General features: G+C 45.3%; 25 protein-coding genes. 6 read left to right on the top strand and 19 right to left on the bottom strand.

What is annotated here, in order from left to right; translation table 11 throughout:
- Positions 1-5: 5 nt before the first annotated feature.
- The 11 genes from vgrG to GWR56_RS13185 all read right to left on the bottom strand — a co-directional run bounded on the left by vgrG (position 6) and on the right by GWR56_RS13185 (position 9792).
- Entirely contained in the window at positions 6-1805 is a 1800-nt protein-coding gene (gene vgrG / locus GWR56_RS13235; protein ID WP_162431706.1) for a type VI secretion system tip protein VgrG, read from the bottom strand.
- Positions 1789-2472 (bottom strand): hypothetical protein, encoded by a 684-nt coding sequence (locus tag GWR56_RS13230; RefSeq protein WP_162431705.1) that lies wholly within the window; start codon positions 2470-2472, stop codon positions 1789-1791. Before GWR56_RS13230 ends, vgrG begins: the two co-directional genes overlap by 17 nt.
- Positions 2473-2483: 11 nt before the next feature.
- Positions 2484-2651, bottom strand: coding sequence for a DUF5908 family protein (locus tag GWR56_RS13225; RefSeq protein ID WP_162431704.1), 168 nt, complete (start codon positions 2649-2651; stop codon positions 2484-2486).
- The gene (locus GWR56_RS13220; RefSeq protein ID WP_162431703.1) at positions 2651-3157 is read right to left on the bottom strand and encodes a phage tail protein; all 507 of its coding nucleotides are present in this window, start codon (positions 3155-3157) and stop codon (positions 2651-2653) included. The genes GWR56_RS13225 and GWR56_RS13220 overlap by 1 nt, the downstream gene beginning before the upstream one ends.
- A complete protein-coding gene (locus GWR56_RS13215) occupies positions 3120-3593 on the bottom strand; it encodes a phage tail protein (RefSeq protein WP_162431702.1) in 474 nt (157 codons plus the stop codon). Before GWR56_RS13215 ends, GWR56_RS13220 begins: the two co-directional genes overlap by 38 nt.
- A 32-nt stretch (positions 3594-3625) precedes the next feature.
- The gene (locus tag GWR56_RS13210; RefSeq protein WP_162431701.1) at positions 3626-5203 is read right to left on the bottom strand and encodes a phage tail sheath C-terminal domain-containing protein; all 1578 of its coding nucleotides are present in this window, start codon (positions 5201-5203) and stop codon (positions 3626-3628) included.
- A 23-nt stretch (positions 5204-5226) separates the two neighbouring features.
- Entirely contained in the window at positions 5227-6054 is an 828-nt protein-coding gene (locus GWR56_RS13205) for a hypothetical protein (protein WP_162431700.1), read from the bottom strand.
- Positions 6051-6620 carry a DUF4255 domain-containing protein gene (locus GWR56_RS13200; RefSeq protein WP_162431699.1) on the bottom strand — a complete coding sequence of 190 codons (570 nt, stop codon included), beginning with the start codon at positions 6618-6620 and terminating at the stop codon, positions 6051-6053. The genes GWR56_RS13205 and GWR56_RS13200 overlap by 4 nt, the downstream gene beginning before the upstream one ends.
- 196 nt (positions 6621-6816) lie before the next feature.
- The gene (locus GWR56_RS13195; protein WP_162431698.1) at positions 6817-7674 is read right to left on the bottom strand and encodes a hypothetical protein; all 858 of its coding nucleotides are present in this window, start codon (positions 7672-7674) and stop codon (positions 6817-6819) included.
- Between the two features lie 353 nt (positions 7675-8027).
- Complete coding sequence (locus GWR56_RS13190; protein ID WP_162431697.1) at positions 8028-8792, bottom strand: LytTR family DNA-binding domain-containing protein; 765 nt, start codon at positions 8790-8792, stop codon at positions 8028-8030.
- On the bottom strand, positions 8773-9792 hold the full coding sequence (locus tag GWR56_RS13185; RefSeq protein ID WP_162431696.1) for a sensor histidine kinase: 1020 nt from the start codon (positions 9790-9792) through the stop codon (positions 8773-8775). Before GWR56_RS13185 ends, GWR56_RS13190 begins: the two co-directional genes overlap by 20 nt.
- Before the next feature lie 211 nt (positions 9793-10003).
- On the opposite strand from GWR56_RS13185, the gene GWR56_RS13180 reads away from it, so the two are divergent.
- Positions 10004-11602 carry an ABC-F family ATP-binding cassette domain-containing protein gene (locus tag GWR56_RS13180; protein WP_162431695.1) on the top strand — a complete coding sequence of 533 codons (1599 nt, stop codon included), beginning with the start codon at positions 10004-10006 and terminating at the stop codon, positions 11600-11602.
- Between the two features lie 6 nt (positions 11603-11608).
- A complete protein-coding gene (locus tag GWR56_RS13175; RefSeq protein ID WP_162431694.1) occupies positions 11609-12196 on the top strand; it encodes a TetR/AcrR family transcriptional regulator in 588 nt (195 codons plus the stop codon).
- Between the two features lie 53 nt (positions 12197-12249).
- Here the strand turns inward: GWR56_RS13175 and GWR56_RS13170 are convergent, their stop codons facing one another.
- The 4 genes from GWR56_RS13170 to GWR56_RS13155 all read right to left on the bottom strand — a co-directional run bounded on the left by GWR56_RS13170 (position 12250) and on the right by GWR56_RS13155 (position 14766).
- Positions 12250-12708: an organic hydroperoxide resistance protein gene (locus GWR56_RS13170; RefSeq protein WP_162431693.1), complete on the bottom strand. Its 459-nt coding sequence runs from the start codon at positions 12706-12708 to the stop codon at positions 12250-12252.
- Positions 12709-12747: 39 nt separating this feature from the next.
- On the bottom strand, positions 12748-13800 hold the full coding sequence (locus GWR56_RS13165) for an alpha/beta fold hydrolase (protein ID WP_162431692.1): 1053 nt from the start codon (positions 13798-13800) through the stop codon (positions 12748-12750).
- 40 nt (positions 13801-13840) lie between these two features.
- Complete coding sequence (locus GWR56_RS13160) at positions 13841-14263, bottom strand: DoxX family protein (RefSeq protein WP_162431691.1); 423 nt, start codon at positions 14261-14263, stop codon at positions 13841-13843.
- 125 nt (positions 14264-14388) lie between these two features.
- On the bottom strand, positions 14389-14766 hold the full coding sequence (locus tag GWR56_RS13155) for a helix-turn-helix domain-containing protein (RefSeq protein ID WP_162431690.1): 378 nt from the start codon (positions 14764-14766) through the stop codon (positions 14389-14391).
- Positions 14767-14839: 73 nt separating this feature from the next.
- Here GWR56_RS13155 and GWR56_RS13150 point away from each other — a divergent pair, with 73 nt between their 5' ends.
- The 4 genes from GWR56_RS13150 to GWR56_RS13135 all read left to right on the top strand — a co-directional run bounded on the left by GWR56_RS13150 (position 14840) and on the right by GWR56_RS13135 (position 18776).
- On the top strand, positions 14840-15580 hold the full coding sequence (locus GWR56_RS13150) for an SDR family oxidoreductase (protein WP_162431689.1): 741 nt from the start codon (positions 14840-14842) through the stop codon (positions 15578-15580).
- Between the two features lie 121 nt (positions 15581-15701).
- The gene (locus GWR56_RS13145; protein ID WP_162431688.1) at positions 15702-16496 is read left to right on the top strand and encodes a thioredoxin family protein; all 795 of its coding nucleotides are present in this window, start codon (positions 15702-15704) and stop codon (positions 16494-16496) included.
- A 34-nt stretch (positions 16497-16530) separates the two neighbouring features.
- Positions 16531-17325 carry an alpha/beta fold hydrolase gene (locus tag GWR56_RS13140; RefSeq protein ID WP_162431687.1) on the top strand — a complete coding sequence of 265 codons (795 nt, stop codon included), beginning with the start codon at positions 16531-16533 and terminating at the stop codon, positions 17323-17325.
- Between the two features lie 35 nt (positions 17326-17360).
- Positions 17361-18776 (top strand): aldehyde dehydrogenase family protein, encoded by a 1416-nt coding sequence (locus GWR56_RS13135; protein WP_162431686.1) that lies wholly within the window; start codon positions 17361-17363, stop codon positions 18774-18776.
- A 272-nt stretch (positions 18777-19048) separates the two neighbouring features.
- On the opposite strand, the gene GWR56_RS13130 is transcribed toward GWR56_RS13135, so the two are convergent.
- From GWR56_RS13130 to GWR56_RS13115, 4 genes are all read right to left on the bottom strand, one after another.
- On the bottom strand, positions 19049-19915 hold the full coding sequence (locus GWR56_RS13130) for a glycerophosphodiester phosphodiesterase family protein (protein ID WP_162431685.1): 867 nt from the start codon (positions 19913-19915) through the stop codon (positions 19049-19051).
- A 52-nt stretch (positions 19916-19967) separates the two neighbouring features.
- Positions 19968-21506 carry a RagB/SusD family nutrient uptake outer membrane protein gene (locus tag GWR56_RS13125; protein ID WP_162431684.1) on the bottom strand — a complete coding sequence of 513 codons (1539 nt, stop codon included), beginning with the start codon at positions 21504-21506 and terminating at the stop codon, positions 19968-19970.
- Positions 21507-21524: 18 nt separating this feature from the next.
- Complete coding sequence (locus tag GWR56_RS13120) at positions 21525-24800, bottom strand: TonB-dependent receptor (RefSeq protein WP_162431683.1); 3276 nt, start codon at positions 24798-24800, stop codon at positions 21525-21527.
- A 296-nt stretch (positions 24801-25096) separates the two neighbouring features.
- The gene (locus GWR56_RS13115) at positions 25097-25972 is read right to left on the bottom strand and encodes a hypothetical protein (protein ID WP_162431682.1); all 876 of its coding nucleotides are present in this window, start codon (positions 25970-25972) and stop codon (positions 25097-25099) included.

Raw genomic sequence — 25972 nt, 5'->3', positions numbered from 1 at the left:
TGCTTTTAGTTTATCATGATCATTGCACTCTTCAGGGTTAGCTCCATGCCGCTGTTTATCTGTGCGGTTTCGCTGCCCATTGCCGAGTACTGGCTATCGGCTGTTTCTTTTATGTTAATCCCGCTTATCTCTACGTCGCCCCCATCTGCGGTTAGGGTTATTCCCTGGCTGCCGGTAATGCTAACCTTTTGATCGGCCTGGATATTTATGTTCTTTTCGCTTTTTATAGTGATACCGTCGGCCGACATTACAATGCTGTTGTTGTTCTCGTCCTGGATGATTATCTGCTTATCCTTATCGCTGAATATCATCGTGTTTTTATCGGGGGTGTTTATCGTCAGCACAACGTTCTCGTCATCAAACTGCACATACAGGCCCGATTTTGACACAATAGATTTAAGGGTATTATTTTGATTTGGCTGCAGCGTATTGTATGGTTTGAGCGAGGCGCTGCTGTACATACTGCCCAGTATAACCGGGTAACGCGGGTCCTCATTAAGAAAACCCAGCACCACTTCGTCTCCTACTTCGGGTAAAAAAAAGGCGCCCGCGTTTGAGGTGGAGTAAAAGTTGGATAACCGCGCCCATATACCTGCGCCGTTCTGGTCAAACAACGGTATGTTCACCAGTATACGGTATTGGTTGTCGGGGTCGTCGTTTATTTGTTTTACGGTTCCGTTGAGCAAACCGCGCGCGCCGGGCAGCAGGCCCGATGCCGGAGGCGCCATTACGTCGGGCTCCTCTGTAAACCATGCTGGGGAAAGCCCAAGTGATGCTTCGGTTGTCCAGTTTCCGTCGGAGAGGTCATGTGTTATGCCCGATACGAAATGGTTGCCCGTAAAACGGTCCCCTACACCTTGTAAGGTGATATAGTTGGCGATATCTGCCAATGCCGAACCCTGGTATAGTACGCGCCCCTGTATTTTGGCATATTCACCTTTAATTACCTGCGCGTTGCACCAGCCGTTGAGGTCGGTGGTTTCCAAAGGCGCGGTTGTTTGCAGCTGGTATTGGTTTATCCCGACCATGCCTGCCAGGTCTGATGAGCTCAGGTTGCCGGGCCCCGGTATCTGGTTTTGAGCAGATGAAGTGCCTACCGCCTGGTTTTTATAATCCCAGCTGGTAGCGTTTACTCCGGGCAGCTGCGTTAAGGCGTTTAGGTCGGCATCAAATTCAAGCAGGTTATTGCCATAGGCAATGGTTAGTACCGGGCTTGTACCGGCATCTGGCTGTGCCACGGTTACCTTATTGTTTATGGTAGTAACTATCAAGCCATTTGCCTCCGCCCTTGCAAGCATAAAATCCCAGTCGGTTGTGTAGTATTGTATCTGTTCGGGCCATTGCGTGCTTGTTGATGTGACGTCAGCGCTCAGGCCATCGTACGTGCCTATTATTGATGTTATAATATCACTGTCAGCTTGCTGCGAAAAGGTAAGGCACTTGCGCCCTGCGGTCATTTTTATGGCCTGATCGCGGCATTCTATCTCCAGGGTCGAACCGACTAAATCGTTTATAACTATGCGCTGCCCGGTGACTATACCCTGAAAAATCACCTGCTCGGCGTTATCATATCCGGCCTGTACTGCAATAACCGCCCCGGGGACGAACGTTGCCGACGAGCTTACATCAAACGTACCGGTATCCGCCTCACCATCAAGAATGATGATGCGTGCAGATGCCACCCTGTTCACGCGTTTTTCTACCCTGACGGATAGTATACGTACCGTATCGGGCACGGGTGCCCCCCCTGCCGTAACGCTGAACGATACCAGCCCGCCGCTTGTTATATTAGTTGCTTGCGACATGTTGCGATGGGATTATTGGTGGAAACGCCAGGGTGCCTATTCCCCTCAGGTCCCTGAACTTATTAAGGCCGTTAAATTTGGCTACCTGTATGTAATAGTTCTCGTTGTTCCATACCTGGTTGCACATTTGTGGCAGGGTAAGCCCTTCTGTTACGGTAACTAAATGCGTAAGATCAGGCGACTCGTCTGCGTCTTGCTTGCTGATCACGACCGGCGAAAGGTACTGACTAAAGGTAAGGGATACCTTTGCCCGCAGCGGGCTTCCGTCCGGCCGGAAGAGCGTATACGATATATCCATTGTGTTAAGCACCCCCTGGAACATGGTATTCTTCCCCCATATTATCTGCACGTAGTTTGGCCGGTGAATTTTTCCCTGGTAAATAAATACAATATTCTCCAGTGCGCTTATTTCCTGCGCCATATTAACGCGTGTGCTGTCTACGATACCGGTGCAATCAATAACAATATCAAAGCTCAGCTTATCGCTTGCGGTGTGTTTATACTTTTGCGCAGATGAACTTGAATCGGGTGGCTGCTGCTCGTTATAGTCGATGCTTCGTTGCAGCTTTACCGATTCGGGGTTTATCATCACCTCGTATGGGTCGCCTACTGAGCTCTGATAGTTCTCATCAGAGAAACCGGATATCTGCAAAGGTTCTAATGGCATTTTTGTGATGTTTAACGGTTGTTGCGGTACCTGTTTTTACTCTCCCTGATCATTTCACGGCAGGTTTCTATCACGCTTCGCTTCAGCGCCTGTATTTCGCGGTCGCTTATTGCATGTTGCCGCGATTGCCCCGACACTATTTGTGTTTTTATTACCAGTTCTCTGATCTCTATAGCCATTATGAGTTATTTGATGATGGTGTTGGGTAAACAATGCTATTAGTAGTCACCTGGAAAAACGTATAAGCCAGCTCTACCGATTGAATAATGATGCTGCCATCCTGCGAGTTAAGATCTGACACCGAATACTTTACCGGATAGGCAGCGTTAAACGTCCAGGCCAAACAAACCTGCCCGGCAGGGTTCAACAGATCAACCAGTAAATTGCAAGTGGTTATAGACTGGCTAAACCCGCCCGATAACGTATTTAAACACCAGGTGTTAAAGGTTGACGATTGCGGCAAAACCGCGCTTTTCAACACCAGGTTTTTGGTACTTGCAATAACGGGTAACCGGTACTTAAACCGGTTTTCCCCGCCACAGGCTACTTCTTCAATAGCCATTTCCTGCGATATGCCCGATACTTCCCGGAACGCGATGTTCTCGTTATTGTACCCTACCTGGAAGTAAAAGTTTACCGGGTAATCATTATGAGGACTTACCGTTGGTAATGATGAGTTGCTCATGTGCAATTTCTATGGTGTCTACCGCTACTTCGTTTCCGTCAGATTTAAGGTCTGTACTGGTAATTTTGGTTGGCCATGCGTTCAACAACTGCCACTGCATGGTTATATCGCCGTTTTCGTCAAGCAGTTTTATTACCACCGTTTGCCTGGCAACGGTGTTCATAGCAATTTGCGAGCGCCAGTTCCAAAACGTGTTGTCGTTCACAAACACGCCGCGTTTCATGGTCACGTTGCCATATTTAACTATACCGGGCATTTTTTCGGTTGAAAAAAGCGGGCTGTTGCTGTTTCTGTATTCAATTATCTGGTGTTCTACATCCATGCCCGATACTTCCTGAAAGGCTATCTTTTGCATGGTAGATCCAAGGTCTACCTCAAATCTGAATTTCGGCATCGGCCATGTTGAGCCTTCTGCACTTCCGTTGTCTGTTGCCATTATCTTATATTTTTAAGTTGTAATACAATTGGTTAGCTTGATACTGCCATCTCCTGTTGGAAGGTGATCACGATAAACTCAGCGGGGTGTACCAGCGATACTTTTACGGTTACATTCATAAAGCCCGCAAGTATATCGTCGGCGGTCATTGTCGATCCCAGTCCGCAATCAACACTGTATGCATCCGATGCGCTGGCGCCCATTAGCCCGCCCTGTTTCCATATAGAGTTTAAGAAGCTGCCGATCATAGATTTTACAGCCTCCCAGGTGTTTTTAACGTTTGGCTGAAATACATAGGCCTGTGCCGCCAGCTTACACGATTGTTCAAGCATGATCATGGTACGCCTTACCGGCAGGTAGCGCCAATCGTTGCTGTTACCATCCAGCGTGCGCGCACCCCAAACCAATATGCCTATACCATTGAATGAGCGTATGGCGTTAACAGATTTACCCGATAATGCATCAACGTTCAGGTTGGCCTGCTGCGTTTCGGAAAGCTTGATAGGAAGCGATGATACGCCTACTATTGATGTATTCGCGGGCGCTTCCCAAACACCGGCTGCCTGGTCAATAGTGGTCATCACACCGGCCATACCGCCGCTTGGAGGCAGTATGTTCAAGTCGAGCAGGATGCTGTTAATGATAGTTTTATATACAGGGTTTGCAATTATAAGCGCATTATTTAACTGCTGGACCGTCATGGTAGAAGTACCCGACTGTATAGTGCTTAAAATTGATGCCGTTGTAGGATCGGGCGCCGAGGCGGGGTTGATTATGGGTGCAAGCTGTTTGGTATCGCCACCAAACAGATTAGTATAATCTATATCTCCGGGCTGCATGATACTGGTGCCCACAAACGGGTAGTAAGCAGTACCATAACTAAGTCCGTTAGCGCCGGTGCTGCTTCTGAAATTCGTGATATCGTTGGTGTAAAGTATCGGGTCGGGTGCTTTACCCCCTATAATGTCAAATACACTTATTGTTGTACCCATTGTTGAGCTTTGCAAAAGCATTTCCTGCATCAGGGTGCCATTATCCGCCAGCGATAGCAGGGTGGCTTCGGGGCAGATGTACATGGTTGGTTCGTCCTCATTCTGCAGGATGCTTAGGCCGCCGAGCAGGTCATTTAACTGCACATTCGAGTTTACGATCTGGTCGCCCGGGTTTGCAGGTTTACCCGAGGTTGCACCGTAAGAGCCTACCGAAACGATGTAGGCATCGGCACCACCGTTCTGGTAAAACATCATGATACTGTTATAGAGGTAGTATATAGAGTTCGGATCTGGTACATACGAGTAATAGGTACCGTTAATAAGCATGTAATTACCTGTTGCCGGCTGGCTTTTTTGCGCTACCAGGTAATACTGCGGGTTGTACTGCTTGGCGGCGGGAGCCGGTGCGGGCGGCGACGGATAGCAATAAATTGCTTGAAAATCTGCAAATGACGTTATCTTAAACGCAACATTGGTATAAGATTTACCCTCATATACGGCCTGGGGCGTATAGCCTATAAAGGCGGGTACGGCGGTAGCCACAGGGACCACCGAGTTAGAGAATGCATTCTGTTCGTTGATGTAAACTCCGGGAGACGCGATTGTTGAAAGGTTCATAAAGTATGTTTTAAAATTGCTAACTATAAGTATACGTACATCGGTGACGAAAGCTGCTGCCGGTTATTAACCAAAACCGGGCTAACATATCCCGGATCGGGGTTCGGCAAACCCTTAAATACCATTTTGGCCGTGGTTGCAAAGGCAGCCGTGCCCTGGCTTTTAGGTGGCAGGCGGTCTAAAAGGTTAAATTTATATTTAGGCCAGTTGCTCAGCGGCAGCAGGCGCTGGCCAGATGAGAAGAACAGTGCCGGCTGCCCCATCACCGTTGTTACCTGTTGCGGCCCCTCAAAGCTGGTTTGGTGCTGCTTATCCTCTATAACCGGCGACGAAAGGTATACCGCACTTTGGTTAATAACATAATACTGCCATTGCGTAGCCCGCGGCGAAAATTCAATGTAAAAAGCTGGCCGCCCGTTCAATGATGTAAGATCATTAAAATTTATGATGATTTTACCAGCGTAGCCGGGCTGCGCATCAGGCAGCAGCTTCGCATAAAGCTCTGCAGCATTTGCGGTTGCTGCAGATGTATATGCCGTGTTATACTCTATACTCCCTATCCAATTAGTCGGCAGTTCGGTGAAGTTATAAAACGTGGGGTCGCTGCAATTGATATTTATCTGGAAAAACCCGGGGCCTGCTGCATTCAAACTATCTACCAGGTTTGTTAAGCCCCTGCCAAACGTGTAAAGTTTAAAGCCTCCTGCAACTGCTGCAATACCTATTTGGTAGCGCTTAAATAAACGTGCTGTATCTTCGTCCGCACTAAAACTAAAACACTCGCACCAACCCGATTCGTAGTATGCGTGCCTGGTCATCAGTTCAAAAAATATGTTGCAGTTAACTTTCATTGCGTAACCATGTTTTCTGTTTTTGTAACAGCCGCAACCGCTCCCTTTACCTGGCCCGATTGTATATTTAGTAACCTTACCTTATAGAGGATAGAGGGTTGATATTTTGCACCCATAGCCGTCCATAAACTATGCATTTGATGAAAAGCCAGCCTTTCTACATCAACGTCAAGCTTTTTTATACCGGCGGGTATTGCAGATGAATCGGCAGGGGTAAGCGAAGTGTGGCCCTGGAAATAGGCAATAACTGCGCTCAGCATTTTTAACGATTCGCTATAGTCATCAAAATTCGAACTGAAAAGAATATCAAGGTTATAATATTCGGAAGGACTGCCCGCGGCATAATTATTATCTTCTAACGGCCGCTTATAGGTATTAAACGGCTTATTGGTCTCCTTTTCGATATTAATAAGCGACAGCACCACCTTATTTTGATTGATAAGGGGTATGGTACCATCCGCCTGAATCACGTTGTTCATAACAACAAGGTCTTCATCAGACAGAAAATTGTTTTTAAGCGCCTGGTTCAAAGCCTGAACTATAAACTGTAGTGCCTCGTTTATCATAGTAGCTGTTTATGTTGCCTAACGGATAAAGTAAAATTACGACCTTCAAAACAGTCGCGTTAAAACCCGGCGTATACCAATCATGAACATCGCGAAGCAAAATATTATCCGGATAGACAAAACATAGACACCCAAAAAACGGCGACGGTAAAGCCCCGCCTGGTTTGTATATCCCGGAAGAAATAAAGGGTGATGATCAGCACGCTGACCGGAGGAACTTTCTGAGATCTTCGCTCCGGGTAAGGGAGAGTTTCTTTTTTAGGCGGTAGGTATGCGTGCGCACACTCTCCTGGTTTATGCCTAAAAGGTTCCTGATGTCGTCGTAAGACATGTCCATTTTGAGGTAGCAGCAGTACTTAAGGTCGATCGGAGTGAGATACGGGTACCTGGCCGCTAAAAACCCAAAAAAGTTAGGGTTTGCCTGCTCAAAATGCAGTTTAAAATCTATCCATAAGTGTTTATCGTTTTGCGCAATTTTAATTGCGTTAACAATGGAACTTAGTTCGCCTCTTAATGAATTATCCGCTTTTTCGTGAATGCCGGCGATCCGGTTTTTCACTTTAGTTAAAAGCACTGACTTTTGGTCGAGCTCCATAATATAGCGGCTAAGGCTGGCGACCGCGGCCGGATCAACCCCTGGCATTCCAACTGCCGCAAGCGGCACCGCAGCGGGTGATTCGTGCTGCAGAAGAAAGATAGAATTTATACACGAGCACAGGTGATTTTTTATTTTAATGTGCTCGATGGAGTAAGTAAACATAATGTGCTGTGCTGACCAGCACAGCCGCTCTATCTCGATGCCCCTTGTCACACACAACACGGGCGTTTTATTTGCTGAAACTTGGAAACAGGTATCGATAATCAATTGGTTGTTCCAAAAGCTCAGTACGATAATATCCGGTTCAACCGCCTTGGTGATCTTGACCAGATCGACACCCCGGGTAACGGATGTTATCCGGAATTTAAACATGCAGGTTTCTTTAAAAGCACTCAACAATAAGGTCAGCCGGTCGGTATCATCACAACCTATTACTATTGATTTCTCTGCCATCATCCTTTTTCAGTATGCAGGTCAGGTACAGCAATCCCGCGGAGATTATACGTTACATGCACCCGGGAAAAGGTTATAATGTAAGGGGCTTTCATCAGGACGGGTTTAGGTATTAACTATCTTGCTAATTTTAACCATTAAGCAAGCAGAAATTAAAGATAAGACAGGTTTTTAAAATAACAAAGGGCAAAATCAGCTTTTTTTACTTTCGAAACTTGGGCACTTAACGTGGCGCGCCGCCCAACCGATCTACCGGAAGGCCTGCAAAGGGTTAAACGCACAGGTGTTACCCTGTGTATGGAAGATTAAGCTAACCAGGAAATGAAAAAATCAGATTAATCACTTGAGCAAGAATTTTACCGCTCTTCCATCCAGTTCAGAAAGCTGTGCGATTTCTCTTTATTAATAAGCAGTCTTTCCGGCGTTTCGATAATCAGTTTAACATATAACTTCCGCAGAAAATAGTGCTCTACCTCCTTAATCGCCCTGAAGTTGACCAGGTACTGCCGGTTAATCCTGAAGAATTGTCTAGCCGAAACAGAAGCAGCAATAGTATCAAGTGATTGGTTAAGCGCATACTCCTGCCCGTCGAAACACATTATCGAGGTGGAATCATTTCTGATGTAGAAGAACGCAATATGATCTGTTTGCACGGTCGTATATTTCTGATTTTTAAAAACCAGAAAACTAGTTTTCCCGCTAGAGGGGTTAAGCCTTAAGAGCAGGCTTTCTAAATCGGGCGAAGTTTTTTGTTGAAAAAAGTTTTTTAGCTCATCCACCTTTCGCAGTGCTTCATTAATGTCGTCTTTGGAGAACGGCTTTAGTACATAATCAACACCATTGCTTTTAAATGCCTCCAGCGAGTACTCATCAAAAGCGGTACAGAATACAACCGGACAGGTGATTTTTACTGATTTGAATATTTCAAACGATAAGCCATCAGCCAACTGAATATCCATAAAGATCAGATCCGGTTGTGCTGCTGTATTGCTCAATGCTGCTACCGATTCTTCTACACTTTGGTATTGTCCGGTTATCCGTGCGTTGGGTTTGAGATCTTTAATAATGGTTTCGAGCGACTTAGCCGTCCGTCGTTCGTCTTCAATAATGAGAATGTTCATATATAAGCGGAAGTTTTACCTTAAAAGTTTTGTCGTCATTAATAATTTCAATATCCTTTTCCAGCAGATGGCTGTAACGTAACCCAATATTTTTCAAGCCCACACCTGTGGAGCTCACCTCGCCTTTTTTTACCTGCAGTTTATTTTCTACTACTATGTACTCGCCATCTTCGTAAATACTAATATGCAACGGGCGCTGTAACGATACGATGTTATGCTTAATGCAATTTTCAATTAGTAATTGCAGTGTAAAAGGAGGAACCAGGGTTTTTAACGTCCGATCGGTTAGCTTACTGGTGAATGTAAATCCACCATCGAAACGTGCCCGTTGTAGAAAAAGATAGGCGTTCACAATCTCCATCTCCTCGCTTAAACGGATCAGGTCCAGTTTTCGGCTCTCTAAAGTAAAGCGGTAGAAGTTGGACAGTTTGAGAATAAAATTCACTGATTCCTCGTCGCCGGTTTCTACCATCGCCTTTAAGGTGTTTAGGCTATTGAACAAAAAATGCGGATTGATCTGCTGCTTCAGCAATTCGTACTGCGCTGCCAGGTTGTCGCTTTTGATGCGTTCCAGTTCCATGCTCACGTGCTGATTTTCATAGTTCTGTTGCAGCAGATTTAAGAACATGTAAAAGACCAGGTTAATGAGTATACCGCGCACTTCGACCATCAGCATGGTAGGGCCGAAATTGATGTGAGAAAGAATCAGTTGCTGCACCCAGGCCAAAGCAAACATCACGATTAGGCCGAATAATAAAGAGCTGAACAATTTGCTATACGAGATACTTTGCCGGCGCCTGTTACCTGGCTTACGCGATAACATATAAATGTTGAAATACCACATCAATACGGCAAAAGAGCCGGTTAGCCCCGCATTTACCGCCGCTTCAAGCGGATTGAATTGGTGCGAAGCTAGTTGCGGTACTGATGACAACAAGCCCAGTATGACAGAACTGATCCAAATAGTGGCGTGTGATATTTTAAGCCTGGAGTTTTTCATTTATACAATCCTTGAAGATAACATTGTTTAACAAAGCTATCAATTTCGTAAAAGTACGCGTTAGATGTTCCTTTAACCCAGCTTATGAGCGTGAAGCGGACATTTCCTTTCCCCAAATGGACAACATACGCCCTTAAAAGTAAGGACTTTATACATATATTTTAACATTTTTGTTAAACAAAAAAGATTAAATTATTATTTTTGAACAGGAATGAGTATAACGATAAGTACCTTATCTTACCGTCACCCTAATAAGGAGCGGCTATTTGAACAAATTAGTTTTACGATAAATAAGGGCGAGAAAGCTGCGTTGGTAGGTAATAATGGAGCCGGAAAATCTACACTGTTGCAACTCATAGCAGGAATATCGCAGCCATCGACAGGTATTATTTTCACATCATCGGCACCCTGGTATGTACCACAGCACTTAGGTCAATATAATAGCTTAACAATTGCAGCAGCGCTAAAGGTTGAACATAAGTTAGCAGCCATAAAAGCAATTACAGAAGGTAGCATTGACGAGCAACACTTTAACAACCTGGAAGATGACTGGGAAATTGAAGATAAGGTACGCGCAGCTTTAAGCAAGTGGCAACTTGGTCATCTATTGCCTAAACAACAAATGGCAGACCTTAGCGGGGGTGAAAAGACAAAAGTATTCCTTGCAGGGATTGATGTTCACGCCCCTGAAATAATTCTGCTTGATGAGCCTTCCAACCACCTCGATGTTCGTAGCCGCGAGAAATTATATGAATTGATTAGTAATATCAAAGCAACAATACTGGCGGTAAGTCATGACCGTACTTTGCTTAACCTGTTCCCCGAAACATTTGAACTAAGCCCATTCGGTATGGAAGCTTATGGCGGCAATTTCGACTTTTACAGGGAACAGAAGGAAGGTAAAGTAAACTCCTTGCAGAACGAATTACACGAGCAGTCGAAAACGTTAAAACAAATACACCAGAAAGCCCGCGATGTGGCCGAAAAACGGCAAAAGATAGAATCGCGCGGACAAGCTAAAGGGAAATCAGGGTCTTTGCCAAGGATTATTGCAGGTGGTTTAAAAAGTAAAGCCGAAGGCAGTACGGCTAAAGCATTGGATGTCCAGGATGAAAAGCTTTCGGCCATCAGTGACAATATCAGGAATATCCGTGGGCAGATACAGCAATACCAGGTACTTAAAATTGACATTGGACCGTCTGATCTTCACCAGGGCAAAGTGCTGGTGGATGCGACTGATCTGACTTACGATTTTGGAAACGGGCCGCTTTGGAAACCGCTTAGCTTTCAAATTCGGTCGGGCGACAGGGTGCACATTAAAGGGGATAACGGCGCAGGGAAAACTACTTTATTTAAATTAATTACCGGAATACTGACAGCGAGTCTCGGAAACATCAGCCGGACAGACTTCACCTACCTGTACCTCGATCAAGAGTACAGGATTATTAATCCTGATAGGACGGTTTATGAGCAGCTGCAGCATTACAATAGCCGAAACTTGCAGGAACACGAGCTTAAATCGCTATTGATCTATGCACAGTTTGAACGCCAGGCCTGGGACAAAAATTGTGGGGTGTTAAGCGGCGGTGAAAAAATGAAACTTTCGCTATGCTGCCTATCGGTAAGTAATCACACGCCGGATATACTGATTTTGGATGAACCGACCAACAACCTGGATGTGAAAAGCCTGGAAGTACTTACTTCAACGATTAAGGATTTTAATGGAACGTTGCTGGTGATATCCCATGACCGCTACTTTACGGAAGAGATAGGTCTTGACCAAACTATTGAGGTAAAAAAAATTCTTTAAAAACATATGCCAGCCAAAGACAACGGAACCGAACAATTAATTAAAGCCACGGCTAAACGCATTTTCTTTGCGGAGGGAAAACTACATGCAACTACGCAGGACATTGCTACTGCCGCCGGCGTAAACCGCGCCGCACTGCACTATTATTTCAGAACCAGAGATCAGCTTGTTGCCGAAGTTTTTAAAGAATCCATGCAGGGCTTAAGCCTGCGCCTGGGAAACATCATGTCGGCTAAGATGCCTTTCAGAAAAAAAATAGAGATGTTGATCGATGCGTTTACGACGGAAATGAGGGAATACCCTTATCAGGAAGTTTTCCTGGTCACGGAGATGAATACTGTCGGTCATGGCCTGGTGACTAAAATTGATGAGGGCCCCATATCTTTTTTTCTAACTGAAATTGAAAAGGAAATGCAGTTGGGAACGATTGGAAAGATGAATCCTAAACATTTTCTGATCAACCTTTTCTCTTTGCTTTCTTATCCGGTTATCATGTCGCCAATTTACCGCCAGTTCTTTAAGATGAACCATCAGGAATTTGATCAACTAATTGCTGAGCGCAGGGAACTGATCTACCGGATGATGTTTAAATAAAAAGCGGAAGCAGTTTTCAAGCCCGCTTCCACTTCAATCAAACACAATAGCCGTTAAACTGCTACATTGATCTCTACGTTAATATTGCCACGTGTCGCTTTTGAGTAAGGACAAGTTTGGTGCGCGGCCTCTACTACTGTTTTGGCTTGTTCTGCAGTCAGTCCGGGCAGGCTGACGTTAAGGCGGGCCTGTAATTGAAAACCGCCGTCCCCGGTACCCAAGGCAACTTCGGCGTCGACAGCCAGATTTGCAGGCAAGGCTATTTTTAAGCCGGAAGCATTATGCTTCATGGCGCCGATGAAGCAGGCGGACCAGCCGGCAGCAAACAATTGCTCGGGGTTAGTGCCGGTACCGGGGCCGCCGGGTGTAGAAAGGCTGATATTTAAACGGCCATCGCTGCTGGTTGCGTTACCTTCACGGCCGCCGGTGATATGAACTTTGCCGGTGTATAATACTTTGCTTATTTCAGCATTTGCCGTATTGGCGCTGCTGATCACATTTTGATTTTCCATTTGATTAAGGTTATTGTTTACTAATATTTAACTATTCAATTATTGTGCAAGCGCGTCAGCCTCTTTAATAGCGTTGGCAAATGCTTGCGGAGCTTCCTGCGGTAAATTATGGCCGATGCCGCCTGTTAAGGTGTGATGCACGTACTTGCCTTTAAATTTCGCTATGTACTGGGCAGGATGCGGATGGGGTGCTCCGTTAGCATCGCCCTCTAAGGTTACGGCAGGTACGGTTATAGCTGGAGCGGTTGCCAGTTTCTTTTCCAACTCATCGTACTGTGGTTCACCAATGGCAAGGCCTAATCTCCAGCGATAATTATGGATCACAATAGCCACATGATCGGGATTATTAAAGGCCGCAGCGGAGCGGTCATAAACTGCATCGCTGAACTTCCATTCCGGAGAGGCAGTTTGCCATATCAGCTTATCAAAATCCTTTCTGTTGGCCTCGTAACCTAACCGGCCACGCTCGGTAGCAAAGTAGTACTGGTACCACCATGCTTGCTCTGCCTTTGGAGGCAGTGGAGCTTTATTAGCTGCCTGGCTACCGATCAGGTAACCGCTCACGGATACCAAAGCCCTTACGCGGTTTGACCACAGGGCTGCAACAATATCTGCCGTACGGGCCCCCCAGTCAAAGCCGCCCAGTGTGGCTTGTTGAATATGAAGGGCATCCATCAAAGCAATTACATCTACCGCCAGCGCTGCCTGCTGTCCGTTGCGTACGGTTTTTGCAGAAAGGAAGGTAGTGCTGCCATACCCCCTTAGATAGGGTACGATAACGCGGTAGCCTTGCGCTGCCAGTAACGGCGCCACTTGGGCATAGCTGTTGATATCGTAGGGCCAGCCATGCAGTAAGATAACCGGCTTGCCGTTTGCCGGTCCAACTTCAGCGTAACCTACGTTGAGCACACCAGCTTTGATTTGCTTAATTTTTGTGAAAGCGGTGTCGGACGGACTTGTTTGCTGAGCAGTACTTTGATTAAGCACTGGCTGTGCTCGTAACAGATCTGAACTGCTTAGCAATATGATAACTATCATTACGGCGGCTGCAATTATTAAAATGCGACGGCCGGTAGTTGTAATTTCTTTCATGGCAATTGATATTTATAGGTTGCGATTGACGATTTGTGGATTATACTCTTTCGAAGTTATTGACTACTTGTTCTGCGCCGGCTTTGGTGTAAGTGGCCGGGTACAGTTTTCTGAACATGATGTAGGTAATTGAAATTGCGATGAAAGCAACAATGGCATCAACAGTCGGGGCAAAACCAAGCACAGCCAGTTTAGAGAAGAATGCGAAGGTGATATCGAAAAAGATGCCCGCAAATACCCATTCTTTTAGTCGAAGAAAGCGATTGGGAGTTAACAATACGGCTACGCCTAAAAGTTTAGCTACGCCGAGAATGTAAATGAAGTGCGGCGGGTAACCCAGCTCTACGGTAATGTCCCAAACGACAGGGTTTTTAGTAAGTTCGAAGAAACCGCTTGCGCCAAACCAAAGTGAGATAAAGATGGCACCTGACCAGTAAATTGTTTTTGATGTTTTTAAGTTCATGACGTTGTTTGTTTTGATTGTTGACACAAAGTTGTGCTAAAACAAACCCCGGAATGAGCAGATAATGGCCCAGGCGGACAGATCTGGGCACGAGTTAGACATTAACCGTGCTGGATAATTCCAGTTCAGCTTTCTTTAAGCTTTTCGCGATGCTCTTTTCCCCACTTGATCATGTGCAGGATGATATCACCGAAAGAATAACAGTAATCTGTTGGCGAGTACTCTACCGTTACCGGACTTGTAGGGATGACGGTCCGTTTTAACAACTTGTTCGCTTCCATATCTTTCAGCTCACGAGAAAGCATGCGGGTCGTGATACCGGGAATACTACGTTCTATTTCCCGGAACCGCCGGTTGCCATTGCAGATAGAGTTGATAATGGGCAATTTCCACTTGCCGCCTATAACATAAATGGTGTCCTGCAGGGCTTGTACTTCTTCCCGCTGATTTCGTGGATTGGAAAGCACTTCTTCAGCCAGTTTATTTCGCTCTTTTTGATTCATTATTGGTATACTCCATGATACTGGTAACAAAGTTATACCAATAATGGCATAGGTTTGCCTAAAATTTATTCAAATGGAAAATTTAAAAGGAAAAATAGCATTAGTAACAGGTGGCAACAGCGGAATAGGCTTTGCGACTGCCAAAGAATTAAAAGCGCAAGGTGCTGAAGTGATTATTACCGGCAGAAGAAAAGAAGCGATAGACGCGGCAGCCAACGAATTAGGCGTTACCGGGCTACTGGCTGACCAAGGCAGTGTAAACGCCATTGAGCAACTAGCTGACGACGTGAAAGAAAAGTTCGGCAAAATAGATATCCTGTTTATCAATGCTGGTATCGTTGGCGGGGCTTCCATAGAAAGTGCAAATGAAGAAACGTTCGATCAGGTCGTGAATATCAACTATAAGGGCGCATATTTTACATTAAGTCGTTTCCTTCCCCTTTTACCTGACGGCGCCTCAGTTGTTTTTCTGTCCTCCAACACCGCCAGTATGAACGGTGCGAATTCGTCGATATACTCGTCAACTAAAGCTGCGCTAAATGCCGTTATGCGCATCGCTGCTTTGGAACTCGCTCCGCGCAAGATCCGTGTAAATGCAGTCAGTCCAGGCCCGACGCAAACTGAGATCCTAAACAAGCTTGGGCTGAATCAAACCGCACGGAAAGGATTGGACGACTGGATGATCGGGCAGATCCCATTAAAGAAGATCGGTACAGCTGACGATGTGGCTAAGATGGTAGCCTATTTCTGCGGAGATGCTGCCAGCTTTATTACCGGAGCAGAGATCATTATGGACGGCGGCATGAGTTTATAACACCGCAGTTTCATCGTTAAAACTTCAGGGTTGACGGGCAGTTGTGTCCGCTTCAGCCCTTTTTTATTCCAGGCTGTGCAGTTCTACCAATAGTTTTGAATCAAATCAAAAGATCAGAACTATGAAAATGTTAAAATTATCCGCCATTTGCGCTGCCGTTGTACTCTTATTAACATCGGCTGCGTATGTAGACCGTCAGCATTTAAGTAAACGCAAACCTATGAATTTCGATTCAGGTAAAGGTTTCGCCGTATTAGAGTTATTCACTTCTGAGGGCTGCTCGAGCTGCCCGCCTGCCGAAGCGCTACTGGAACGCATTCAAAAAGAAGCGGGAGACAAACCTGTTTATATATTAGCTTACCATGTAGATTATTGGAACCGCCTGGGTTGGAAAGATGTATTTAGCAGCCCTGAATTTTCTAAAAGGCAGTACTGGTATAATCGCAAGTTTACGAGCGAAGTATATACGCCACAACTTATCGTTAATGGTAAAACCGAGTTTGTTGGGTCAGACGAGGAACAGATCAGAAATACGCTAACCGCAACCCTTAATGGAACGGCCACTCCTACCCTAAGCCTGCAAGCGCATCAGGTTGGCAAAAATTTAAACGTTACCTACCGGTCTGAAGGCGGGTCGGCGCAAAGCAATCTGGTACTCGCCCTGGTACAAAAGCATGCCGTAAGCATAGTAAAAGCGGGCGAAAATGAAGGCCGAACCCTTACACATGCACAAATAGTGAAGCAATTAAGTACGTTTTCTTTGTCTCCTGGAGGCAAAGGGTGCGAAACGGTGGCATTACCAACGGGGTTCGACACTCAAAAATGGGAACTGATCGGTTTCATACAGAAGCCGGATACAGGCGAAATATTAGCCGCTACCAAAACCTCTGTTCCTTCACCTTCAGCCAGTCTTTAATCTTTTCATCAACAATTAAATCATTTATAGAATCATGAAAACATCATTCAAATCTTCAGAAAACCTTCACTTTTTAATTTTTACTATCCTGTTTATAGCAGCACTTATTAACTTAGGAACGGATGTAGCTCATGCTCAACCCAAGGGAGTAAAAAACATTGTATTAGTTCACGGCGCTTTTGCCGACGGCTCTGGTTGGAAACCGGTTTACGATATCCTGGTCAAAAAAGGATATCACGTCAGTATCGTACAAAATCCTTTAACATCGCTGAAAGCGGATGTTGATGCCACCAACAGTGTGATTAACCGGCAGGACGGAAAGGTGGTTTTAGTAGGCCATTCCTGGGGCGGAACCGTCATTACAGAAGCCGGCATAAATGAAAAGGTAGCTGCATTAGTTTACGTAGCTGCTTTTATGCCGGATAAAGGTGAGACTACAGGAAAATGGGTTGCTGCGGCACCTGCTTCGCCCGAAGCTGGCTTCACGTCGCCTGATCAGTTCGGTTATGTTTACTTCGATCCGGCTAAATTTCATGGCGGCTTTGCGGGTGATTTAAGCACAGCACAAAGCGAATTTATGAACGCATCACAAGTGCCGATTATTGGTAAATGTTTTGAAGAACCGGTTGAGCAGGTAGCATGGAAAAGCAAGCCAAGCTATGGTATCATCGCAACGCTTGATAAAGCTTTGAACCCTTCGACAGAACGTGCGATGTACGAACGCGCAAAAGCTAAGATCACAGTAATTAATGGCAGCCACGTAATATTCATTTCTCAGGCCGAGGCCGTAGCAGAAGTAATTATTAAAGCCGCAAATGCGTTGCAGTAAAAGACATCATCATTAATCCTTTGAAATATTTTGATATGAAAACAATAGAAAGCGTTTTTGTGAACGGACAGTTCAGAAAACCACATGGCACACAAGTGGTAAAAATAATGTCTCCTTTAGATGGAGAAGAAATAGCACAGATAACCTATGCGGATGAGCAAGATACCTTATTGGCTATTGAAGCGGCTAAAGCTGCTTTGCCGGCATTTGCCGCCAGTACAAAAGCCGAACGGATTGCTTATTTAAACAGAATAAGCGTCGAAATTGAATCGCGGATAGATGATCTGATCAATGCGACGATTTTGGAATACGGCGCTCCCAATGAGCGGGCGAAATGGGCCAACCTGATTGCCGCTACCACTTTTGCCAATCAGGCAAAATTATTGGAAGATTATGCTTTTACAAAGCAGGTGAATGAATCTTCCGTAGTAATGGAACCTATAGGCATTGCCGCTTTATTTACCCCCTGGAACGCGGTAGCCGGATCAATAGCTATTAAGGTTGCTGCTGCAATAGCAGCAGGCTGTACCGTGATACTCAAGCCAAGTGAATTCGGCGCATGGCAGGCACAAATTATCATGGAGTGTATTGCCGCAGCCGGCCTGCCTGCGGGTGTGGTCAACATGGTTAATGGAGACGGTGCAGTGATCACCAAGCCAATAATGGAAAATGAGCAGGTAACCAAAATATCATTTACCGGTTCCACCGTAGTAGGCAAACTACTGGCCAGACAAGCGGTCGATACGATGAAACGCGTAACGCTGGAATTAGGCGGAAAATCAGCCAACATTATACTTGATGACGCTGATTTAAACCAAGCCATACCAATGGCACTTCAAGCAGCGTTTATGAACAATGGGCAGGCATGTATCGCGGGTACCCGATTATTAGTACCCGAAGCTAAAATCGACGAGGTGAAACGGCTATTGACCCGGGAAGCTGCTCAATTTGTTGTGGGCGATCCGTCTATCGCCGATGCTAAGATCGGCCCGCTGGCCAGCCAGAAGCAGTTTGACCGTATCCAGCAGTATATTCAAAGCGGAATTAACGAAGGTGCCGAACTGCTTGTCGGCGGCATGGGAAAGCCGGAGGGTTTGGAAAAAGGCTATTACGTAAAGCCAACCATTTTTATTGGGGTGCGGAATGACATGAAGATCGCCAGAGAAGAGATCTTTGGCCCGGTGTTGTCTGTTCTTTCCTATCGCACCGAAGATGAAGCAATTAAAATAGCTAACGATTCTGAATACGGTTTAATGGCCTACGTAAGCTCGGGCGAAGAAGCGCGCGCTCAAAACGTTGCTGATCAACTTAAAGCAGGCCGGGTATTGATCAATACCTTAAAACATGATCCCATGGCACCTTTCGGAGGTTTCAAAAGTTCAGGGATCGGCCGGGAAAACGGAATAACAGGTCTGGAAGAATATCTGGAACCAAAAACCATAATAAAATAAGGACTCAAAAATACCGTGAAAGATCAGAAATCTGCACCTTTTTTCATCTTAAAAAACCCCGAAATCGAAGGTTCGGGGATTTATTAATCGTTTTACTTTTTTAAAACTGTTAAAAGATGAGAACATCACAGTCATTTGATGTACGCTTCACCGTAAAAACAGACAAGGTAAAAAATGGTATAGCCTGTGTGTACATTTCGTGATAAGTTAGATATGATTTTAAGACTTTTCTGAATAAAAAAAACTATTGAAACATAGCTACTGTTCTTTTTTTAGTCCTTTTGGCTGCGAAGGTATCTGAATCTTAAATACGCCAGCAGTTCTCTTGGCCTGTCTGTTTGTAAAACCATCGCACCATGAGCCAGCAGCCAGTCCCAGCTATCTTTTTTGTTGCCTTCTTCTACAGCAAGGTCGTCGTCGTGCCCAGCGTTGAGGGATGCCCAAAGTGAGTTGAGCCAAACTTTAGCACCAGTCCGGGTAATAAATTTATTATCGGTAAGAATAGATGAGGTATCCGTTTTAAAGTTCAGCTCAAAAGCCCAGGGCTTCATGTGTTGCAGGTACTCGTTAATTATCAACCGCGCGTCCGGCTTATCCAAATTAACAACAGGCATGTAGGTTATGCTGTCTATCAGACTTCCATAGCGTTCTTTCATTGCCGGGTAAGTTACCTCTGCCTTAAATATGGCTTGTTTCAATGTGCCGGTTTCATTAAGCGCCTGACAGGCTTCGCGGTAATATGGGTAGCTCTTGTCCAGGTTTACCATAATGGGTTTTCCTTTAAGTGCCTGCATCACCTCTTTAAAGGTTGGAATAGAGTTGCGGGTTACACGGCCTAACCCATTCTTCAAACCAAACTTGCGGATCTCTTCCAGCGTGTAATCAGACGGTTTACCTTTGCCATTGGTGGTTCGGTCGATAGTTTGGTCGTGCATAATAATAAGCACGCCATCTTTAGTTTTGTTTAAGTCCAGCTCGACAATATCTACACCCATAGCGGCGGCATACTCAAAAGCACGTAACGAATTCTCCGGCGCATTCCGCCAGTCTCCACGGTGCGCGGCTACCAATACTTTTTTCTGGGCTTTTAGGCTGCCGGCGGCTAACAGCAGTACAGTTACGATCAGTTTGGTTCTCATCTTAAGCAAATTAAAAAGGGGATGTTACTCCCCTTTTATATTATTATCATTATTAATTATAGCCCGGGTTTTGGTACATTTTCTCCGGATTCAGTTTGTACTCATCAAACGGGATCGGGAAGTAAATGTCTTTTGTGGTGAAGTTACTAAGTTTAGGTATACCAAAATCCGCCTGACTTTTAGCTCTGAAATAAATAACAAGGTCCTCGGCATTAAAAGTGCGCAACAGATCGAACCAGCGGTGGTGCTCAAACGCCAGCTCAACACGGCGTTCGTGCAGGATAGCCATACGCAAGTCGGTGTATTTGTCGGCATACGCCGGGTTGGTCAATGATGCTGCGTAAGTTGGCATACCTGCCCTTGTACGTACCATATCCAGGTAGGTAATTGCACCACCTTTATCGCCGAGGTAATTGCTTACTTCGGCCAGCATCAATATAACATCGGCGTAGCGGATCAGTATCCAGTCGTTACCGCCATAACCCAGGTTTGACGCCGTAGGGCTTGTATCCCTGAATTTAGTGATAAAGTAATCCTTAACAATAGGGTCATTAGCAAATTTTACCGAGAACGCCATACGCGGGTCGCCTGCTTCGTATTCCTTGATCAGATCGGGCGTTACGTTACCGCCCACGCCAGACTGTGGCGCGAGTGAATTGATGTTTTCGCCTTTTGCCTGGTTATTGGCAGCTATAGAAGAGCTATAGGTAGGGTCGCCCTGTTTGTTTACGATCTGCCAGATGACCTCCTGGTTGGAAGCTTTCTTAGCTACGTCGAAAACATCAGCATACGGGATACTGCTTAAGCTACCAAATTTACGCATATTGTACGCGGCAAGCAGGTAAGTTTTGGCGTTGTTGAGATTCTCTGTACGGGCGGCCTGGTCTTGCGTGGTTGCCATGGTTAAATAAACCTGGCCCAATGTAGCATTTATGGCTGCTTTTGATGTACGGCCCAGGTTTGCGCCGCTTTGCAGATCGGGAAGGTTACTGTTCAATGCATCTTTAAGGTCAGCTACTATTTGCGCGTAAACAACGGCCTGTTTTTCGCGGGCAGTAGCGTCGGTCAGTTCACCATAAGTAAGTTGTTTAGTTACCAGGGGCACGTCGCCCCAGGTGCGCACCAACTGGAAATACATTACCGCACGTAAAAATTCGGCTTCGGCAATATATTGCTGCTTTTGGGCAGGATCGCTAAAGGTTACTTTATCAATGTTTGATAACACCACATTAGCACGAGAGATAGTACCATACAATGATACCCAATGGCTTTTTAAATAGGTGTTGCTTGGCAGTATAGAAAAATTGCCAAACTGAAACGGCTCGCCGGCGTTAGACTGATTGTCGTTGCGGCCCGTATCGTCAGACCGTTCATCCGTCCACAAACCGCTGTTTTCGCCAATATTGTTGCTGCTGCGTAACGATTGGTAAATACCATTCACGGCTGTTAAAACGTCTGACGGTGTACGAAAACTTTCGCTTAAGTCAATTGCGTTAGGATTTTTCTGATCCAGAAAATCTTTTTTACATGAGGGCATTGATACTGCGAGCAAAGCGGCTGCACTCACGGTTATAATAATATTCTTCTTCATCTCTTTTATCATTTAATGTTAGAATGTAGCACGTACGCCTAAGTTGAACGAGCGCACCAAAGGATACACACCATAGTCGATTCCGGGGGCAAGGTTAGACGGCTGGGTGTTGTTTGAAGCACCGCTGCTGAAGTTATAGTCAACCTCGGGATTGTACCCTTTGTATTTGGTGATGGTAAACGCGTTTACCACCGAGCCGTAAATACGCAGGTTACTCATGCCAATAGCTGTAACAGCCGATTTTGGCAAAGTGTAACCCAGGGTGATGTTATTACACCGAAGAAACGAACCATCTTGCAGATAGAAAGTTGATAAGCGGGTACTATTGCTTTGTGTACCTGCGCGTGATGCACGATAAACGGTGCCATTGCCCGGGTTTGCAGCGTTACGATAGCGGTCGGCCACGTTTGCATACTGGTTGCCCGATCCTTCCATATTGTACAGGTAATAATCCTGCCCGTCTAACACTTCATTACCTTGCGAACCGTTAAAAGATGCGCTGAAGTCGACCTTTTTATAGTTAAGGTTAATAGCAAAGCCATAAGTAAAATCCGGGTATGGGTTACCGATAACGGTTTTGTCCGCATCATTCACGACGCCATCACGGTTAGTGTCCTCGAAATAAAGATCGCCAACATGTAATGGGTTTGATTGTGCCGATGACGGTGCAACTTTGCCAATGTTCTCTTCAGTTACCATGCCCGCTACTTTAAAGCCGTAGAACATACCTACAGGTTGCCCCTGTTGGGTAATGTTGGTTAAGTACGAACGCTCGGCACCGTTAATAATAATGGTATTGTTGCCGCTAAGTTTGGTAACCTTATTGCGGTTAATAGAGATGTTACCGCTTATACTCAGATTAAAATCTTTACTCTGAACAGCACGGCCATCCAGTTGGAAATCAAAACCGGTGTTGCGGATCTCTGAGTTACGCAGATTGGTAAGGATTGTTGTAGCACCCGAAATAGCCGATATAGGCTGGTTGTACAACAAATTATAAGATTTACTTATGTAGTAATTGGCAATTAACGATAAACGGTCTTTAAGTAAACCAAATTCGGCGCCAAAGTTATACTGAGAGGTAGATTCCCAGCTAAGATTAGGGTCTTTTAAACCGTTAGGATAGGTTGCAGAGGCAACCTGGCCGTTACCAAATACCACACCGGTTGGGTTTGACAATGTTTGCAGATAACCGTAATTAGGAATATTGTAATTACCACTTAAGCCCCAGCTTGCCCGCAATTTAACGGTTGATTGTTCGCCAAGCAGGCTGTTGTAAAAAGGCTCTTCAGATACTGTCCAGCCGGCAGCTACCGATGGGAAATAGCCGTACTTGTTTTTAGGGCCAAAACGAGAAGAACCATCTGCACGGAATGAACCCGTTAAGTAGTATTTACCAGCGTAGTTATAGGCAACCCGACTAAAATAAGATAGTAGCGTAGTAGTTGATTTACCTGTATTGTTGTTTAGTGTAAAAAAGGCTGCATCGGCACCCTTACCTGTTATTTCGGTAACGTTATCATTCTGGAAACCCTTTGCCGTAACCGACATAAGGTCGCCGGTTGTGCGCTGAATGGTATAACCGCCCAACGCGTCGATACGATGTTTACCGAATTGCTTGTTGTAATTAAGTGTAAACTCGGCTAATTGATCATTAACGGTATTGGTTTGCGCTACTGCATTAGCAGCGGCAATTGACTGTGCCGACCCCGGTGGGTTAGCACCGCTACTTAAAGTAGTTGGCAAATAGTAATCATACTTCTCATTATATGTATTAGTACCAACGTTGACTTTAAAGGTTAACGGATCAATTATTTTATAGCTGGCCACGGCATTAACGTTGGTACGGTAACCTTTCCTGCTAATTTTTGTACGGGTTGCCAGCGCAACAGGGTTTTCAATGCTTTGGAAACCATAGGCCGATGACTGCGCAGCCGCTGTATTGGTTGCCAGGGAACCATCTGCGTTATAGGCCGGGAAGAATGGCATATAAATTAATGCACCCAATATAGGGCCGTGATCAAACCTTCCCTCCTGCGTCTCGCGGTTGTAGTTTTGGGTATAAGAGACATTAGCGCCCACGTGTAATTTTTTGCTGATGTCGGACTCTACGTTCGAACGAAAGTTATAACGCTCCTGGCCTGATGATACAATGATACCCGGCTGGTTCTGGTAAGCGCCGCTAAAATAATAACGCGTGCCGTTTGAGCCGCCCGAAAACGAAAGCGTATGCTTTTGGTACAACGTTTTGCGGTAGAGCTCGTCCTGCCAGTCGGTGTTTACCGTTTGGTGTTTCAACGATTGAGTCGAAAAGTCATACAGGTAATCGGGGATCTGCACACTACCTGCGTTACCTACGTTGGTAACCCGGGTTGCATTTGGGTCGCCGTACATGGCATCATTCCATGTGTGGCCCGTGTTCACCCAAAGGTCATGGTAGGCGTTGTTACGGCCATCAATAACTAACTGGGCAAAGTCATCAGAGTTAAGCAACTTTACTTTATGGGCCAGTTGGTCGCTACCTATCTGAACATCGTATTCAAATTTGCCTTTACCCTCTTTACCGCGCTTGGTTGTGATCAAAACCACCCCACCTGATGCCCTTGAACCATATATAGCAGCAGATGCAGCATCTTTTAAAATGTCTATAGATTCTACATCCTCCGGATTAATATACACGTCGTTATTAGCAGGGTAACCATCAATAACATAAAGCGGATCGGAACTGGCGTTGAACGAACCCACACCCCTTACGCGTATTTTGGTACTCTGGTAAGGCGCACCACTGGTTTGCGACACCTGCACACCGGCAATTTTACCAACTAAAGCCTGCCCAATGGTTGGCGCGGCCAGGTTAAGCTCGCTTGCTTTGACACTTGAAATGGCGCCGGTTACATCGCTTTTACGCATGGTTTGATAGCCAATAGCCACCACTTCGTTAAGCATGTTGGCCTGCGGTTTAAGTTTTATATTTATCGGGCTGCCTGCGTAAGTAATTTCCTGGCTTATGTAGCCAATAAAACTAAACACCAGGGTAGCGCCCCTATCGGCATTAATAGAAAAGTGGCCCCTGGCATCGGTACTAACTGCAACAGATGTATTTTTTACTCTTACGGTTACACCGGGTAGTGGCTGGTCGGTCTCGTCTATTACGGTACCTGTAATGTTGTCGAAAGTTGCTGCACTTACAGCGGGTTTGGCGGCAAAAGCCGTGGTAGCAAACATTAACAGTAAAACAAAAGTAATACTGTTACATGCTTGCTTTAAAAGATTGTCGGTAATCTTTTTTTGCATACATTTAAAAGTTAATTGTTGAAAGACTTATTGGTATGAGTTTATAAACAAGCGATCACTTAAACCGGAAGATGTTAGCGCAGCTCCGGTTTTTGTGTTTTATGCCTGTTTTCTGGTCGATAGGAAATGGTGCTACATAGGCAGAAAATTTTAACGATTTTTAAATAAGTTGATTACTTTATTAAAGTAAAAGTAAATTACAGATAGGTACTTTACTATAATGGCAACAAAGCTATCACAGATGTCTTAACAAAACAGCGTATAAAGGTTAACATTCTGTTAAGTGGAAAAATATTTTACCAGGTAGTGTTGGTATAGCTAACGTTGTTTTTACGCGAGGAGGTAACGGCAATGCCCGTATGTCCGTTAATGAAGGTAAAGCCTTCCAGTTCATCCGGTCGGCTGTCTATATCAATCTGCTTGATCACCTGCATACCACCGGCATCTACAGACTTCTTCAGGTCTACATAAGTTAAACGCCATTTACGGCCTTCAACCTGATTTTGTATCAGTATAAGGATGCCTTTATCAGATACCCAATACAGGTTTTGCACCCAAGGTGTACAGGTAAACTTTTTGTAGAGCACCCCCGGTTCTGACGTTTTTTTGCAACGTGCCAGCTTTTCGGGGTCGTACAACCTTACTTCGTTTCCTTTGTTGCCATAATCGGCAGTGGCAAGGTACCATTTGTTGTTATACTTTACATATTCGGGGCGGGTGCCCTGTATGCAGGCGTCATCGTCAATAGTGCTGATGATGTTGCCATCAAGCGTGCCTGTATTTTGCAATCCCGGCCAGTTAATCTGGTATATAACGGCCTTCCACTGCGTACCCTCTTTATTCAGACGGACGGAGTTGCCAATAAACACTTTATTACTGCCATTAAACGCAATGCCTGTTGGGTGGCCTATAACGTCCTGCCCGTTTTGGGTGAGCTTATATTCTTTGTTTGTATAAACAAGGCTATCCTTTTGCCACTTGTACTCGCGTATCATGCCCACCTCCCTATCGCCGTATAAAAATATGCGGCCGTTTTGGTAAGATGCTCCCTGGCATGCGCCAAGCGAATCTACAGTAGTTTCGCGCACGATGGTGGTATTGATGTTCTTTTGAACAAATGGGGTAAGCCAGGCGGCTAATAATAACGAGATGACAGACAGTGTAGTTTTCAT

It is taken from the genome of Mucilaginibacter sp. 14171R-50, from assembly GCF_010093045.1.
Classification (GTDB): Bacteria; Bacteroidota; Bacteroidia; order Sphingobacteriales; family Sphingobacteriaceae; genus Mucilaginibacter.
Note: the sequence above shows the minus strand (reverse complement) of the source record. Positions and strands in the feature narration are given on the sequence as shown.

Bases quoted from the DNA above. Each gene is read 5' to 3' on its own strand.
- vgrG (WP_162431706.1), bottom strand. From the start codon at position 1,805: ATGTCGCAAGCAACTAATATAACAAGCGGCGGGCTGGTATCGTTCAGC.
- GWR56_RS13230 (WP_162431705.1), bottom strand. From the start codon at position 2,472: ATGCCATTAGAACCTTTGCAGATATCCGGTTTCTCTGATGAGAACTAT.
- GWR56_RS13225 (WP_162431704.1), bottom strand. From the start codon at position 2,651: ATGGCTATAGAGATCAGAGAACTGGTAATAAAAACACAAATAGTGTCG.
- GWR56_RS13220 (WP_162431703.1), bottom strand. From the start codon at position 3,157: ATGAGCAACTCATCATTACCAACGGTAAGTCCTCATAATGATTACCCG.
- GWR56_RS13215 (WP_162431702.1), bottom strand. From the start codon at position 3,593: ATGGCAACAGACAACGGAAGTGCAGAAGGCTCAACATGGCCGATGCCG.
- GWR56_RS13210 (WP_162431701.1), bottom strand. From the start codon at position 5,203: ATGAACCTTTCAACAATCGCGTCTCCCGGAGTTTACATCAACGAACAG.
- GWR56_RS13205 (WP_162431700.1), bottom strand. From the start codon at position 6,054: ATGAAAGTTAACTGCAACATATTTTTTGAACTGATGACCAGGCACGCA.
- GWR56_RS13200 (WP_162431699.1), bottom strand. From the start codon at position 6,620: ATGATAAACGAGGCACTACAGTTTATAGTTCAGGCTTTGAACCAGGCG.
- GWR56_RS13195 (WP_162431698.1), bottom strand. From the start codon at position 7,674: ATGATGGCAGAGAAATCAATAGTAATAGGTTGTGATGATACCGACCGG.
- GWR56_RS13190 (WP_162431697.1), bottom strand. From the start codon at position 8,792: ATGAACATTCTCATTATTGAAGACGAACGACGGACGGCTAAGTCGCTC.
- GWR56_RS13185 (WP_162431696.1), bottom strand. From the start codon at position 9,792: ATGAAAAACTCCAGGCTTAAAATATCACACGCCACTATTTGGATCAGT.
- GWR56_RS13180 (WP_162431695.1), top strand. From the start codon at position 10,004: ATGAGTATAACGATAAGTACCTTATCTTACCGTCACCCTAATAAGGAG.
- GWR56_RS13175 (WP_162431694.1), top strand. From the start codon at position 11,609: ATGCCAGCCAAAGACAACGGAACCGAACAATTAATTAAAGCCACGGCT.
- GWR56_RS13170 (WP_162431693.1), bottom strand. From the start codon at position 12,708: ATGGAAAATCAAAATGTGATCAGCAGCGCCAATACGGCAAATGCTGAA.
- GWR56_RS13165 (WP_162431692.1), bottom strand. From the start codon at position 13,800: ATGAAAGAAATTACAACTACCGGCCGTCGCATTTTAATAATTGCAGCC.
- GWR56_RS13160 (WP_162431691.1), bottom strand. From the start codon at position 14,263: ATGAACTTAAAAACATCAAAAACAATTTACTGGTCAGGTGCCATCTTT.
- GWR56_RS13155 (WP_162431690.1), bottom strand. From the start codon at position 14,766: ATGAATCAAAAAGAGCGAAATAAACTGGCTGAAGAAGTGCTTTCCAAT.
- GWR56_RS13150 (WP_162431689.1), top strand. From the start codon at position 14,840: ATGGAAAATTTAAAAGGAAAAATAGCATTAGTAACAGGTGGCAACAGC.
- GWR56_RS13145 (WP_162431688.1), top strand. From the start codon at position 15,702: ATGAAAATGTTAAAATTATCCGCCATTTGCGCTGCCGTTGTACTCTTA.
- GWR56_RS13140 (WP_162431687.1), top strand. From the start codon at position 16,531: ATGAAAACATCATTCAAATCTTCAGAAAACCTTCACTTTTTAATTTTT.
- GWR56_RS13135 (WP_162431686.1), top strand. From the start codon at position 17,361: ATGAAAACAATAGAAAGCGTTTTTGTGAACGGACAGTTCAGAAAACCA.
- GWR56_RS13130 (WP_162431685.1), bottom strand. From the start codon at position 19,915: ATGAGAACCAAACTGATCGTAACTGTACTGCTGTTAGCCGCCGGCAGC.
- GWR56_RS13125 (WP_162431684.1), bottom strand. From the start codon at position 21,506: ATGAAGAAGAATATTATTATAACCGTGAGTGCAGCCGCTTTGCTCGCA.
- GWR56_RS13120 (WP_162431683.1), bottom strand. From the start codon at position 24,800: ATGCAAAAAAAGATTACCGACAATCTTTTAAAGCAAGCATGTAACAGT.
- GWR56_RS13115 (WP_162431682.1), bottom strand. From the start codon at position 25,972: ATGAAAACTACACTGTCTGTCATCTCGTTATTATTAGCCGCCTGGCTT.